Source organism: Pedobacter indicus (assembly GCF_003449035.1).
Taxonomy (GTDB): domain Bacteria; phylum Bacteroidota; class Bacteroidia; order Sphingobacteriales; family Sphingobacteriaceae; genus Albibacterium; species Albibacterium indicum.
Map to the genome: position 1 here is coordinate 424567 of NZ_QRGB01000001.1, position 16004 is coordinate 440570.

The 16004-nt window shown below is 41.3% G+C and carries 9 protein-coding genes; 1 reads left to right on the forward strand and 8 read right to left on the reverse strand.

Annotated features, from left to right (window positions below; all coding sequences use genetic code 11):
* The first annotated feature begins 41 nt into the window (after window positions 1-41).
* Window positions 42-785 (forward strand): DeoR/GlpR family DNA-binding transcription regulator, encoded by a 744-nt coding sequence (locus D3P12_RS02035; RefSeq protein WP_118193422.1) that lies wholly within the window; start codon window positions 42-44, stop codon window positions 783-785.
* Here the strand turns inward: D3P12_RS02035 and D3P12_RS02040 are convergent, their stop codons facing one another.
* From D3P12_RS02040 to D3P12_RS02075, 8 genes are all read right to left on the reverse strand, one after another.
* Window positions 786-2012: an N-acetylmuramoyl-L-alanine amidase gene (locus tag D3P12_RS02040; protein WP_118193423.1), complete on the reverse strand. Its 1227-nt coding sequence runs from the start codon at window positions 2010-2012 to the stop codon at window positions 786-788.
* 3 nt (window positions 2013-2015) lie between these two features.
* Entirely contained in the window at window positions 2016-3560 is a 1545-nt protein-coding gene (locus tag D3P12_RS02045; RefSeq protein WP_118193424.1) for a glycoside hydrolase family 10 protein, read from the reverse strand.
* Window positions 3561-3672: 112 nt separating this feature from the next.
* Window positions 3673-4764 carry an AI-2E family transporter gene (locus tag D3P12_RS02050; RefSeq protein WP_118193425.1) on the reverse strand — a complete coding sequence of 364 codons (1092 nt, stop codon included), beginning with the start codon at window positions 4762-4764 and terminating at the stop codon, window positions 3673-3675.
* A gap of 120 nt (window positions 4765-4884) precedes the next feature.
* Window positions 4885-6441, reverse strand: coding sequence for a RagB/SusD family nutrient uptake outer membrane protein (locus D3P12_RS02055; RefSeq protein ID WP_118193426.1), 1557 nt, complete (start codon window positions 6439-6441; stop codon window positions 4885-4887).
* Window positions 6442-6459: 18 nt separating this feature from the next.
* The gene (locus D3P12_RS02060; protein WP_118193427.1) at window positions 6460-9702 is read right to left on the reverse strand and encodes a SusC/RagA family TonB-linked outer membrane protein; all 3243 of its coding nucleotides are present in this window, start codon (window positions 9700-9702) and stop codon (window positions 6460-6462) included.
* Window positions 9703-10184: 482 nt separating this feature from the next.
* On the reverse strand, window positions 10185-11048 hold the full coding sequence (locus D3P12_RS02065) for a DUF1735 domain-containing protein (protein ID WP_157970239.1): 864 nt from the start codon (window positions 11046-11048) through the stop codon (window positions 10185-10187).
* Window positions 11049-11064: 16 nt separating this feature from the next.
* Window positions 11065-12636, reverse strand: a complete 1572-nt coding sequence (locus D3P12_RS02070; RefSeq protein ID WP_118193429.1) for a SusD/RagB family nutrient-binding outer membrane lipoprotein — start codon at window positions 12634-12636, stop codon at window positions 11065-11067.
* A gap of 12 nt (window positions 12637-12648) precedes the next feature.
* Window positions 12649-15792, reverse strand: a complete 3144-nt coding sequence (locus D3P12_RS02075) for a SusC/RagA family TonB-linked outer membrane protein (protein ID WP_205941051.1) — start codon at window positions 15790-15792, stop codon at window positions 12649-12651.
* Between the last annotated feature and the right edge of the window lie 212 nt (window positions 15793-16004).

Genomic DNA, 16004 nt, shown 5'->3' on the forward strand with positions numbered 1-16004 from the left:
TTTTTTACGTATCTTTAAACCGCAAACCAAACCTGAAAATTATGTTAAAAGAGGAGCGTCAATCTTATATTCTTCGGCAGATTAACCTGCATAATCGTGTTCTATCGGCTGATCTAAGCGATAAACTGGCAGTTTCGGAAGATACCATACGCCGTGACCTCAATGAATTAGCAGAAAACGGCAAAGTCACGAAAGTATATGGTGGGGCTCTCTCCAAGTCTTATCAGTTCCCCTTTCAGGAAAACGAGGTTTACGCACGAGATGCAAAGAAAATCATCGGCCTAAAAGCCACTAAACTCATTAAACCCGGCATGACGATACTTGCTGGTGGCGGGACCACCATGCTTGAAATGGCAAAAGCATTCCCCAAAAACTTACAGTGTACATTCTTCACCATTAGCCCCCTTGTTGCTTTAGAGATGGCAGAACGCAGTCATGCAGAGGTGATTCTTATTGGAGGAAGATTATCAAAAAGTAGTAATGTCAGCATCGGTTCACAGGTAATTAACCAGCTGTCTGAGATTAAGGTTGACCTCTGTCTTCTCGGGACCAACAGTCTTTCGGTCGAGGAAGGATTGACCGACTCCGATTGGGAGATCATCCAGATCAAAAAGGCTATGTTGCGCTGTTCAGAAAAAATTGCTTTATTGAGTATCGCCGAAAAGCTTAATTCCGTTCAGAAAATGAAAGTCTGTAGCCTGAGCAATATCCATTATTTGATTACTGATTTAGATCCAAAACATGAAAGCCTACAGAAATTCGCCAATCAAGTACATGTTATCTAGCTAATTCCTGCTCGCTTTCAACCAATCCCGAATACCTTTGTAGATCTGCTTTGCTACCTGCTTATGGAATTTAGGATCCATTATGCGCTGCTCATCCTCCTTATTGCTGATAAAGGCAATTTCTACCAGACAGTTCGGATATTCAGTTGGCCCGCTGAGCGAAAAATTAAAGCTGCCAATATTACCAAATTCATCCAATCCCAAATCCAGCATCCTGTCCAGGATATATTCCGTCATTGGCTTAAAGCCAATGTAGCGGTAATAGGTACTTACCCCCTTAGCCGACTCCCTCGAGGCCGAATTCAGGTGCAGGCTGATTAGAACTGTCGGATCTTCTTCCAGCAAGTGATTCAACCGTTCGGTCATGGACACATCCACATCTTCCGTTCGCGTCATAACGGTCTCAATTCCCTTCCTTGCCAACAAAGCCTCCAATTCTTTCGCAAACAATAGCGTGTATTCCTTCTCTTGCGCTCCGGTACTGCCCACAGCTCCGGTTGCCGAACCTCCATGCCCTGCGTCGACCGCTATTTTCAGGTTCTTCATCCGAAACCTTTCGGGATGCCTTTTCACACGAACGACTAAGCTAGATCCCTGATAGTAAATTTGATAACCCCAATGCTGCTTACTGTTCAATTCAATAATTACACGAAACACATCTTCCTCTACCTGCTCATGATAGACATTTTTAATCTCCTTCACAGATTTCAGCTGCGTAATCCAGTTTGTATTGCTCGTTGCCCCAAAAACATCCAGTACAATCCGGTTCGGATTAATCTGCTGCATACTCCGGTACGGCAACTTCTTATCCAGCGCTACACGCAGATAATCATAGTTTTCATCACCTGAAACATGCCAGGATTTCGTCAGGTTGATCCCTTCCCTCACAGCGACAGGGTCAACAATCTCCACATTGTTCTTCGGTATAAAAGCATGATGCAAACGGGAAAGTTGCACTTTATAGCGACTACCCACACTATCCACAACATTTAATACGATACCTGTATCCAGAAAAGTCATTTTAGCTCCGCCAAGCCGATCCTCACCCATACCGTACTCCAAAAAGGGGAAATCACCCACCGTTTTTGCTGCCGTCCGATGAATCGTGTCTGAGGGAGTCATTCTTAAAGCTGATGGAGCCTTTTTTGGAGAATCCTGTGCAAATACAGAGAGATTTATCAGTACAAATAATGAAGCAAAACCTAGAAAACAACCAAAGCATTTCATAATCTACAGTTCTAGAGTTGACAGTTCACCGATTCTACCGTTTTTATCAACATAAGCAAGCTGCACAGCGGTTAGATCACCTGACGCCTGCTTCCGTTCCAGTCGCAAGGACGTAAATTTCTCACCCATAACCTGATATTCCCAACCCGATCCGTACTGATAGTAAACTATCGTCTGGAACGACTTCCCCTTTTCCGGAGCATCCCATTTAACCGTAATATAATCAGTCGCTTTCTCAACGCTCGCGTCGGGCTTTTTTAAAGAACCTGCACTCAGCCAATCTGTCACCGGTACCAGAGCCTGATTTTTATATACCCCGCGTGCTAATCTCGCTTTTAAACTATCATTCCGAAGAAGCGGCCCAACACTCCAATGAACCACACCGGGACTCTCTCCTGTAATCCCCCTTGAAATCATGATCTGATTCTCCACCTCATCGGCGCCATCTTCACCACGGCCACCTGCAGCTACATTGATCCCTGGCCACAAGTGACGTTGATGTGTGTTTTGCTCCTGCCACCAGTTCAGTAATACTGGGAAACTTTGGGCTATCCGATTAATCGGCCAATACAGTTGCGGAGAAAAATAATCCACCCAACCCTCGTTAAGCCATAACTTCGCATCCGCATAAAGCGTATTATATTGATCCATTCCTGCAATCGAAGACGGATACCCAGGCCGCCAGATACCAAACGGGCTCAACCCAAATTTCACATCCTCCTTCACCTCTTTGATTCCTGCATACACCTTTTGGATAAACTCATTGACACTCTGTCTACGCCAGTCGGCACGCGACAATTTCCCTCCACTTTTCTGATAAGCGACCCAACTTACATCATCCGGAAAATCCTTCCCTCCATTATATGATTCGTAAGGATAAAAATAATCATCGAAATGAATCCCATCCACGTCATAGCGCGACACAATGTCTTTCACCACAGCCAGCGAATGTTCCTGCGTACTTTCCAAAGCCGGGTCAAACCACCAATAGCCCTGTTCCAGTCGTACCACCGACTCCGGCATCTTGTGGATAATCGACGAAGCACCTGGTGCCTTACCACCACTCGTATGATGCGCCCGATAAGGGTTCAGCCAGGCGTGAAGCTCCATCCCACGCGCATGCGCTTCGCGAATCCAAAACTCTAGCGGATCGTAAAATGGTGCTGGTGCCTTACCCTGTTCACCCGTCAGGTAATAAGACCAAGGCTCCAGTTCACTGGCATACAGCGCATCCGCTTGTGGCCGCACCTGAAACACAACCGCATTAAAATTTAACCTTTCCAGTGAATCCAATAGTGCGATAGCTTCCTTTTGTTGTTCCTCAACCGACAAGCCCGGCTTACTCGGCCAATTAATATTAGCAACCGTCGCTACCCATGCAGCCCTAAATTCCCTCGGAACATCTATTGGTCCGTGGTGCAGTAGTTTATCATCTACATCCTTTTTAGCAGAAGGGTCTACAACAATTTTAGACGAAGAACAAGCTTCAAAAAGGATTACCAGTAATAATAAAACGAAATATCGTGCGGGTTGATAAGCGAGTTTCATAATAATCGGCGTTTGGGTTAGTGAGATCCCAAAGATGCATGATATTTGCCAATAATGCAAAAACGCGCAATTATTATTTTTATTGTTTGGCGATTTCTCAAGAGTCGACTTCTCAACGTTTTAATTTTCCCCGCAGCCAATTATGAAATCGCTTCGACGGAGTTTCCCCCTCTGGGGTACCAATGAGTTTTCCATAGGGCTTAAGAGAATCGACGTGGTCAAAGATAATCTTCGCCATACTCAATAGGGGCACAAATAAGATCATCCCAGGTATGCCCCATACAAACCCACCACAGATAATAATCAAGATCGTTGCCAATGCGCTCAATCGTACCTCTCCGCCCATGAAAAAGGGCGTGACAAAATAATTATCAATACCCTGAATAATACTAAAAATGATAATCACCCAGATAGCTGGTTCAAAAGTATCGAAGGTAACCAACGCCATGATCACCGGAAATACCGCAGCGAGAATCGGCCCGACATAAGGGATGATGTTGACTATAGCAGCAGCACCTGCCAAGAGCAAAGCATTTTCCACACCGATGGCTACCAGTGCGATGTAGTAGAGTACAAACAAAATACTCATAGATATGATACGACCCAACAAATACTGCTGTGAAACTTTTGTTATCTGGTTCAGCATTTCATGCCGTTCACCCCGGTCTTCCATCTTCAACACCTGAAAAAAGAAAGCACGGTATTTCTCTTTATCATACAAGAGCAAGAATGTAACTACAAGCGTAATTATAATTTGTACGATTACACCCGTAACCCCCGTCAGTAATGTAGTAAAATAGCCGGCAGAAGATTCGCCCAAGGTCTTCACCTGCGACTTCAGATATTCCTTTTGGGATTCAACCGAGTAATCAAATATCGCATATATGTAATCGTGCAGATAATTAATCAATTCGTTTGCTCGTTCTTCTATTCTCGGCAGTTCGCTTTTTAAGCTCGATATCTGCCCCACCAGAACCATCATAATCATCACGATAAACGCCAGAAGTATAACAATGACCACAATCGTCGAAAAAACCCGTTTCCACCCTCTTTTGTCAAAGAAATCAATTACCGGAACCATGAGCATAGCGAGCAGAGCAGCAAATGTGATAGGAATGAGGATGGCTTGGCCGTAAATCATAACGACGACCAATAATATCCAAAACAGAAGAAATTGGTTAACCTTAGCGTTGAGGCTTTTCATAAGATGACGGTTCTTGTTGACATTTAACAGTCGAAAGAAACCGAATGTTTTAAATAGGAAAAGCCGTCCCAGTTGAGACGGCTTTTCCTATTTAAAAGCACATAGTGCTAAACTAACAAATTATTGATTTAAGAATGGGTTATTCAACACTTCTGCTTGAGGAATGTCGAAAGTTAACTCATCAGCATTGTACGGAAATGACTGACCTGCGTGTTCAAGGTGATTTGACCCTCTTTTAACCGTGGCCTTATTTCTTTTCATCGCTAAATAAGCTTTCCCTTCACCCCACATTTCAATCCTGGTTTGCAAGTAAATTTCATCTTGCAAAGCTTCACCACTTAAAGCATCAACATAGTTGTAATCGTCTACCCGCAACTTCAAGATATCTTTTAATCTTTCTCTTGCTGGTCCGTCTTGACCAAGTTTAGCTTTTGCTTCTGCGTTCAGCAAATACATTTCCTCAACACGCATGTAAACATAGTCGGTAATAATGTATCTCTGACCACCGAATTCATCGCCAGCTAAGTATTTAGTTCGACCCGACCAGTAAAACTTGTTAATAGGCCAAAGTTTACCGTCCCCATCAACATCCACGAATTGATTTTTACGTATATCGTCTTCACGGATCGCGTCATATAAACCGTCATCAATTATTTTAGCATCACCAACATAGGCATAACTATATGTAAATAGATCCACTTGTCCCCACCACGAAACTAAGTCAAGATCACTGTCCAACGTAAGGTCAACCCCCCACATCCAGCTTGGTGTGTTCACATCATTGAAGCCAGACTCAGGATTAAGCAACTCAGAAGTTGCAGTAAGAGGTGTTCTGAACTGAGCAACCGTTTGGCTTCTAGTCGTCAACGGATAAGCATTGCTGTTAATAATCTCATCAGTCAATGTAACTACTCGCTGCAAATCTTCCGCTGAGCCCCGAGCTGTCAAAGCGTAAGCAAGAAGACCCTTCGCTACATCTTGATTAATTTGATTCTTAGCGCTGGCTGATCTATTGAATCCTTCCAAGTGTACAATTGCCTGTTCAAGGTTTTCTATGATAAACTCATAAACTTCTGCAGACGTACTTTTAGGTTGGTTGGGAACTTGCGTATCTCTGTATATCGGTAAAATCTTTTCTGATCCAGTTCCATATCCCGAAGAATAAAACTGAGCCAAGTAAAAATATGCATAAGCTCTCATAGCTTTAGCCTGACCCATAATAAAGACGTTATTACCTTCTAATTCAGCATCAGGGCCACCCAACAATTCGATTGTCGCGTTTGCAGCTAAACCAATCTGGTAATAATAGCGCCACGGCTTGTAAGCATCTGTATCCGTATAATCTGTAGTAGCACTCAACCGAGCCACATCTCGGTACCATCCATAAGTTAATGAACCCAGAGCCATATCGGAAACGATCATATCGCTATAGATATCATACGCTTTTTGTCCGAAATCATCGTGATCAAGGTTCGTACCTCCGGTACCAACTTTGTACATCAATGCATAAACACCGTCTATATTAGCTTGAGCTAATCCCGGATCCAATTCCGTAGCATCGGCAATTTGTCCCGGTGACAAGTACTGTGATGGCTTTTCGTCTAAAAAATCCTTTCCACAACTGCTCGCGCCAAGAGCGAGTGCAGTAACGAACGCCATTTTGAAATATTTTTTCATTTTGTATAATTTATCTTATTAAAACCTAACTCTAAGTCCAGCCGAAATCGTCGACAATGGGGAATATCTATACATGTCCGAGCTTCCTGCTTCTGACGTGAATGTATAAAAACCCTGACGTTCTGAGTGAGCCCATAAGTTGTCTCCAGACACCCATATAGTTGCTCCTGCTATACCAAGATTACTCAATAAATTCGATGGGAGGTTATATCCTAACCGAACGTTATTCAGAGTCAAATAATTCGCTTTCGTAAGGAAACGTGTCGATGACGATCCGACGTTAGCGTCTCTGTTGTTTGAAATACGAGGAACATCAGTTATATCACCAGGATTTTGCCATCTATTCAAAATATCCGTGTTCCAGTTATTTCCGCCAATTAGGTCATTACTCATTAAACGTGCATAAGCTCCATCATATGCATAACCGCCAAAGCTATATAGCATTTGTACAGTCAGATCAAAATTTTTGTATCCAGCTGACAAATTAAATGCACCTCTTATCTTCGGAATAGCCGATTTCCCAACAAAAGTCTGTGTTGCATTCGCATAGGTTTTTGTCGTCGTTTTCTGTACTGCACTTGCTTGATCAGGGTTTTCATTTAAGTACTGAGCCAATGATGCAATGTATTCGCCCGCATCTGCAGCTCCATTGCCATTGTTATCTATGTAATATGCATTCCACATACCTACACCATCCTCCGGATCAACCCCAGCCCACTCACGCATATAGAAATCATATACAGAGTGACCAGTTGCCCATCCGTATAAACCCTGAATATCTAAATCTTTTTCTAATCCTGTAGCAGGTTCAATAGGCATACTAGTTAGTTTGTTTTTAAACAACTCTCCATTTACGCTTAGATTTAAATAGTAATCATCTTGTTCCAATACGCGGCTTGTCAGGTTAAATTCTAAGCCTTGATTTCTCAATGATCCGCCATTAACTTTTATTAAGGCATAACCAATTGAAGGACCAACTCTTCTGTCAAAAATCAGATCAGTTGTATTTTTGATATAATAGTCAATCGAACCTGATAAATATTGACCTAGGTCAAACTCAATACCTGTTTGGAACATTTTAGAAGTTTCCCAGGTTAGATCCTCATTCCCTTTACTGAAGAAAGAGAAAGCCGGATTGTCATTTAAGTTATCAATGCTATATAAGTCATATCCAGGATAGTAGCCGATACCCGCTTGCTCTCCAATTAAACCGTAACTAGCTTTCAACTTCAATGAGTTAAACACATTTTGATCCTGCATGAACTCCTCGTTCGAAATTAACCATGCAGCACCGATCGATCCAAAATTACCCCATTTATCTTTTACGAACCGCGAAGAACCATCACGTCTTGCGCTCGCAGAAAGAAAATATGTATTATCATAATCGTAGGTAACCTGAGCAAAATAACTTTCCAGTTTATATCTGTTCGTATAAGACCCGATCGGGTTAGAAACTACCGTATTACTAAACTCTTCAAGATCAGGATCTACCAAATTATATCCCGATACAGTCAAGATATTACGGCTCCAATCCGTTGCTTCATGCGCTGCTAAAGCTTCGAAGTTATGCTCGCCAAATCTTTTTCTATATCTCAATAAGTTTAATAGGTTATAGGAAGTCATTTCGCTTCTTTGCTGATAAAGACTACCATTTTGCGAAACTGCTGAACCGTAAAACTTATTTGTCAGGTCAACATATTTATTGTTATAATATTGAACACCCAATCTATTCTCAAAAGTTAAGCCTTCAAGAATTTTAAAGTTCAAGGCTACATTACCATTCAAGTCATTCCGGTTATGTCTGTTTGTATTATAATGAGCATCAGCAATTGAGTTCGTCAAACCACCAAATCTTCTTCCTGTACCATAGTCATACGTCGACCCACCGAAAATAGGTTCAGGGATATCATTACCATCAGCATCTTTCTCAAACAAAGGATAAATCGATGGAATATTATCTACAAACCAGAATACACTTCCTGAATCTTGAGACTGTCCCCCATTGTTAGTTTCACTTCTTGAATAACCAAAGTTCATTGAAGCATCTAACCAAGGTTTTACTTCGTGGAACAAATTCAAACGAGCAGATAAACGTTGGTAATCTGAATTGATAGAATATCCTTTATCATCAAGGTATCCAAGAGAAGAATAATAATTTGTCCGGTCATTAGAACCTCCAAACTTTACGTTCATTTCCGTACGGTTTGATGATTGGAAAGCATGATCTTTCCAGCTTTCAGGATCATATCTCCTGGTAACACCGCTTCTAACCGTTCTTGTAGCTGGGTCAATCAACTCACCACCATTCGCCACATTCCACATATTATATTTAGCGTTAATACCGCCTGATCCGAACAGATTGGCATTCGCATAAGCAGTTGGATCATCAACTCTACCGTCAGCATAATTGTACATACCTTCCCAGCTCAAACCAATATATTGTTCCGGAGAAGTAATTATGTCATAACGTGGCAACAAAGACATATTTGAACCTATCTGTGCGTCAACTTCAACAAATGAAGGCTTACCTTTACCACTTCTGGTGGTAATTAGAATAACACCATTTGCTCCCCTTGCACCGTAAATCGCAGTTGCAGCAGCATCTTTCAATACTGTAGTCGACTCAATATCAGCTGGATTAATTGAAGTTAATGGGCTGAACGATGTTAAAGGACTTGTAGATGTATTCCCTCCATCCATCGGCACACCATCAATCACATATAAAGGATCGCGGTTACCGTTAACTGAACCAAGCCCCCGGATACGAATCGTAGCAGATCGCCCTGGTTGCCCACTCCCGTTAACCACCTGTAAACCAGCAACCTCTCCTGATAATGCCTTTGAGATGTCGGAAGTATTCTTACGATCCAGATCCTCACTTGACACCACGGTTGCAGAACCTGTGAAAGCCCCTTGAGTTGTCGTACTATAACCTACAACCACAACCTCTCCCAGTTGTGTCGCATCAGCGACTAGACTTATATCGAATGTTGTATTCGTACCAATTGTAACAGTCTGTGGCAAGAATCCAATATAAGAAAATTCAAGAGTAGTTGCGTCTGTTGGAATCTGCAACGTAAACGCGCCGTTGACGTCAGTTTGTGTACCGACAGTCGTTCCTGGGACAACAACAGAAACACCTGGAAGCGTCTCGCCATTGTCTGATGAAGTTACTCTACCCGTAATTGTTTTATTCTGTGCGAATGCCACTCCTACCAGCAAAGTACAAAGCATAAGAATGCTAAGTAATTTTTGTTTCATGTGTTTAAAAAATTTAATTTGTTTTTAGAAATCGGGCTTCTTGAGAAGTAGAATGAGACCGCCCTATCTCATCCATTTAGAATGTAATTTTTTGACGTATAGCTTGATTATTTTCTTAGTGTAACTTGTTGTTTATTAACGTATCATTTATAATTTATTAACCAAACATAAATGAAAGGATCAAAAAACAAAGAAAAGTAACAAGATTAATACTTAAATTTTATAATATTGTCAATGTTCCTTAGCGCATTGAACGTTAAATTACAATATTTATATTTTATAAAATTAAGTTTAGCTACAACATACTGACCACTAACGTGTGAGAATGCTCCAGATTGACAAATTACTAACTGCATTTTAGGGCGCCTTTTTTGACTAGCACTGATTATTAGGTGCTATTGGGATCTTTTATAAAAACAGAGACGGCCTCGATATAATATCGAGGCCGTCTCTGTTTTTATAAAATCACTTTAGAATTTATTCTAATGCTTCTTTACTAATTTTTGCACACCCCAATGTGCGCTTGGAGGCAGATCGTAATCCAAATAAAGTGTTTCTGTTGCCTCGTCATAATAGTTTTTCGCCGGATCTAGAGTGCCTGCTGCAACTGAAGATTCACCAAGTCCGGAAACGGCCACACTAATAACTTGAGTAGGGTTCTCTGGATCTAAAGTAACCGTAGTCACGTTGCTGTAGATGCCAATAAAGGGAGCTGTAACAACAAGGGGAGTTACAGTCGAGAAAGTTTGTTCATTTTCCCCAGACCCCGCGGATGACTGAAATGTATTCGTATAAGTACCGTCCAAAATTGATTTTGGCGAAACTGCGTATAAACCAGCCCCGAAATTACCACTGATTTCGCCGTGCGTTGCTGACTCAATTCTGATTGGCAAACCATAATCGGTACTTAAGTCAAATAAGCCCAGTTTAATTTTAACTGGAATAGTAACTCTCTTTTCGCCCTGTTTGATAACAGCAGTGCCGCCATTTGCTATCTCTATCCATTCTGCAGGAATAACTTCGTATTCACTATCATTGTCAGCGTTATAAGTTGAAGCGATTGAAGGATCAACCACAATCTTGACAGTTATATCATTTGGCGCGGTCTCTGCACCTGAGTAGCTAACCACTAAATCTAGTTCTACTTCCTCTTGTGGATCGAAGGCAAGTGTCCATCTGGGGTAAGTAGAACCGGTCTCAGGAGAAGTGACAGGAGCAATATTATACAACTCGATTACATTCGGAATATATCCGGGCGCTTCTGGTCCAACGATAGCGTCGTCTTTAAGACAAGACGAGAAACCGACTGTCAAAAGGAGCGCAATTACATATATAATTTTTTTCATTTTCTTTTCTTTTTTACTATTTAGCCCAAAAAATCTTATCCTTGTTTGGATCGACTGTAATAACATTACTGCTATTGTACTTAAATTCAGATTCTGGATATAAAAGTCTGGTTGGAAGACGATCAGGAGTTGATGCTTGAGAAACCAAAGAAACCATGGAGTTCACCGCATTCCCCTGAGGATTTGCAACCGTTTTTGGATATCCTGTCCTTCTGTAATCATTCCACGCCTCGTGACCCATAATCATATTATAAGCAATGTACTTTTGCGTAATAATTGCTTCGAGCTTTTGCTCATTGGATCCAGAAAAGTTAACTAATGGATTATTACTGTTTGTTGTAAAATAAGCTTCCGCATCTCCAACATAATCCCTGCTTGAGGGAATAGATCCAGCAGCGTCTTTGTAAAGGTATGCGAAAGAAGCGATGATACCATTTTCAAAATCTTCTTTTGCATCGCCAGAAATAATTCCCTTGAGAACCGCTTCCGCTTTGTTTAAATAAACCTCAGCAGCTAACATCAATGGTTGTCCAGCATCGTATCCTTTAAAGATGCCCAGTTCACTATAACTTGTAGAACTTGTCCCTTTAAACCAAGAATTCGGATTTTCACCTCTTTTTGCATCGGATCCCTCATAACCGAGTTGGTTCGTAGGCGCTGACCCATTTGAGAATGCTTTATATACCGCAGTTCCACGTGCATTATCAGAAATCTTATCGCCACTATAGAATCCTAGTACGTAAGGAGTAGGAATAAATTGTCCTCCCCTAGTCTGTCTTGTACCAGCTGCATTATATGCCCAGTTATTCCACAACCTATTCTGTTTGTCATCGATTTTCGCATAACCCGGATTTACTATCGCGTCGTCTTCTAAGAAACCGATTGATTCGTCGAAGGTCTTATTTGAAAAAGAGACCTTGTCTCCACCTCGTATAATTAGCTTCAATTTCAAAGATTGAGCAAATTGAGCCCAACTTAACATATCTCCACCAAACATGGGATCCTGAGCTTCACCCACTTGCAGAACAAGATCGTCATCAGCTTCTACAATGGTATTGAAAGCCTGGTCTACCAAATCAGTTATATTCTTATAAATAGTAGGCGCATCATCATACCCAACAGCTAGTGCTTCATTTCCTTGAAAAGCTTCTGAATACGGAGCGTCGTTATAGGTATCTACCAATAATTGAAAGTTATATGCTTTCATTATTTTTGCAATTGCATTGTAGTATGCATATTGCTCATTTCCTTCTTGCTCAGTATCCTTAAGAACGTATTCAAAGTCATTAAGGATATCGTATGTGGTATTCCAAAGAACCTGAAAATCAGTAGTCGTATAATTATATGTTATAATGGAACCCCAACCGCTCACACCTCCACCATTTGCATAGTAGCCTACTGTTTGACCACCATATATATTGTAATTATACATCTGGTTAGCGGTGGCAGTGATCGCTTGCGGTAAAATCAGCTCTGGAGTCGCAGTGAGAGCATCATTGGGGTTTTCGTTGATGTCCAGAAACTTCTTACAAGAAGAACTGGCGACAACAACAAAACCTATCAATAATAAATTTAATATCTTTTTCATTTGTATCAACTTTTAAAAAGTAAGGGAAACTGTTAAACCAAAATACCTAGAGGGAGGGGTTTGACCTAAGTTGGCTAAACCAATTGCATTACCATTGTTTAACCCGTCCCCATCGCTATACTCTGGATCAGTGTAAATATTAGTTTTAGGTGTTAACATGAATAGATTTCGACCTTGCAAACTAATTCGCGCTCCCTCAATAAATTGACTACGTGCCAAAAATTCGGCAGGAAGATCATAACTCAGGGAAACCTCTCTTAACTTCCAAAATGCACCTGATATTACATAGTTTTCATCAATACCAGTACGCGTACCAGCCATTGTCCAAAATCCTGGGCCACCATCTCTTACCGTAATATTGGTATTTGGCACGTAATCGCCAGACTCATCCATGTATGATGAATTTGGTATCACGAAACGGTCACGGTCATAATAAGTTGTCGCAATAGACGATCCAGAGAAGTCGATAGTCGATCCTGCGAAGAAGTAATCATATCCACCACGGTACTCAGCTAATGCGCTTAGATATAGATTTTTCCATGCAATTCCAAGATCAACGCCAAGAATATGCTTCGGAGCAGCGTTACCTAACACTGAAATATTTTGAGTCTCAGTCGGATAACCAGAAGTTGGATCAACGATAATCCGACCTTGATCATCACGCTCATGAGTGGTACCCATAATTACGGGAAATGGTTGCCCTTTAACAGCATATGAACCTGCGCCCGATCCGTAAGCACCTAATTGCAATTGATCTGCATCGTCTGACACTTCCAACACTTTATTGTCGTAGTGGCTGTAGTTACCTCCAATACTCACTTCCCAATCTTGAGTGCGAACCGGTACTACACGCAAAGAGGTTTCAATCCCTTTACTGCTCGTTTTAGCTGCGTTTAACAAATAAGTCGCGAAACCAGTCGTTGACGAAACACCGGTCTGAACAGTTTGATCGGTAGTTTGGTTATCAAAATAGGTGAATTTTGTCTGAATACGATTCGACCAAAAGTTCGCATCAAAACCAAACTCATAGCCTCTAGTAATTTCGGGATTCAAATTGGCTGCCACCATGGTGTTATTGATTGTAAAACCACCAGTACCGCTATAAGGATAACCTGCACCCTGTCCAAAAGTAGGATCTAGTTTATAGGCCCCAAACTGACTACGGTTTCCCAGATTCACGTTACCCGTCTTTGAAACACCTGCTCTCAGTTTAATGAAATCAATTGCTTCGATGTCTTGCAAACTTTCAATCGCGTCAGTTGCTACAAATGAAACGTCTGCAGCCGGATAGAAGAATGAGTTATTGTTCAACGGCAACGTCGAGATCCAATCATTTCTACCAGTAACGTGTAAAAATAAATAATCACGGTATCCGACATTTAAGTCTCCATACAACCCAACCTGTCTCGCTTTATAATTTGACTCTTCTGCAGTCGGAGGGGTAGTACTATTACCTAGATTAAATAATCCCGGAACGACAAGCCCCAATACTTCTGCACTGGCACTTCTCGTTTGATCTTGTCGAATAGCTGCACCAACGGTCAGACGGAAAGTAAGATCTTCGACGTCTTTCTTAAAGCCGGCCATAAAGTCACTGTTAACGCGAGTAGTAGACATACTGGCCTCATAAGTCGAACCTGCTATATCCTGAACTTTGTATGTTGAAGCCTGCGCTTGGCTTTGAGTAAACGGAGAGTATCTATAGATGTCCTGGAACTCTTTAGCTGTATAATTCCTCGAAGTTAATCCAATACGATATGTAAAATCCAACCAATCGAGTGGCGCGTACTTTAATTCAACCCCTCCAATAACATATTCATTGCGAGCATCCCGACGATTATTATCAGCAGTGAAATACGGGTTATTGTAGTAAGCATTATAATATCCATCTGGGCTAGCGAACGGATCATTTCTCCAGTCTTTATAAGCTGTAACAGGTATATTGGCTGGCGTTTGCAATAACTGATCGTACAACGTTGCCGTCGAGGTTGTAACATCGTAGTTATTTTGCGTGTAACTAGAACTGATAGACGCAGTCAAATTCTTGGCCATCTCATAATTTCCATTAAAACGAACAGTTGCACGATTGAACAAATCACCAGGGGTTGTCCCTTCAACATCAGCGTACTGAGCAGACAAGTACATCGTGCCCCGGTCTGAGCCAGTGGATACCGCTAAGTCCGTTTGATTAGTATAACCATCTTGCCAGAAATCTTTTTTTCCGTTTGAGGCCGCATACGGTATACTTTGCAAAGTAGCATCAGGATCTGGTAAAATATAGCCTATTTCTCGCATTGATCCGTCAAAACGGGGTCCGAATTGTTGATTCTCATAAGGCGTATAAATTTGAACATCGCGATCGGATCCTGCTCCGAAAGTTGTCTGAAGGTCTGGATAAAAAGCTACTTGCTCAAATGTACTTGTATTAGAAAGAGTTACCCGCGTCGTTCCTCTTTGCCCGCGTTTTGTCGTAATAATCAAAGCACCGTTAGAAGCCTCAGAACCATATAAAGCAGAGGCACCCGCCCCATTTAAAACGGTAATATTTGCAACATCTTCTGGATTCAAGTTACCTAAAACTTCATTAGGTACAACAATATTATCCAAAACGATTAATGCTTCGTTGTTTCCTGTTAACGAACGCATCCCACGTAAATTAACGCGATAATTCGGATTCACACCACCACTCGTAGCGTTGATTCTCATACCGGCAACTTTACCGCTTAAACCACTTGCGATATTAACCGGGCGCGCTGTCACTAAATCATCAGCTTTGATATCAGTCGAAGCATAACCTTGTGCTTTTTTCTGAACTTCGATACCACCAGCACTTATCACAACTTCACTCAACGTACTTGCGCTAGTCTGCAGCACAACAGAAACATCAGTTCTATTGCCAACAACGACTGATTGAGTCTCAAAACCAATGTAACTAAATGTTAGAGACGCAGCATTAGAGGGCACCGATAAAGAGTACCTTCCATTGGGATCAGTTTGTGTCCCCTCATTGGTACCACTAACAACTACAGTTACCCCTGGCAAAGGCGAGCCGTCGTCACTTGCTGTGACTGTACCGGTAACAGTTTTGCTTTGTGCAAACGCTGTACCCACCAGCATAACACTCAGCATGAAAAAAACTAGTAATTTTTGTTTCATGTGTTTAAAATTAATTTGTTTTAGAAATTTTTAAATGGGAAAGTCGATATCGAACATATGGGATACCATAGTTCGATGAATCTTTTTACTTAATTTACAATTCGGATGTAACAATTTCGCTTATAAATTCCTTTCTGTTTTATGTAATATTACTGTTAACTATAGATCAAACTTAAATGAATGTTTTAATAATGTTACTTATGTAACATAAT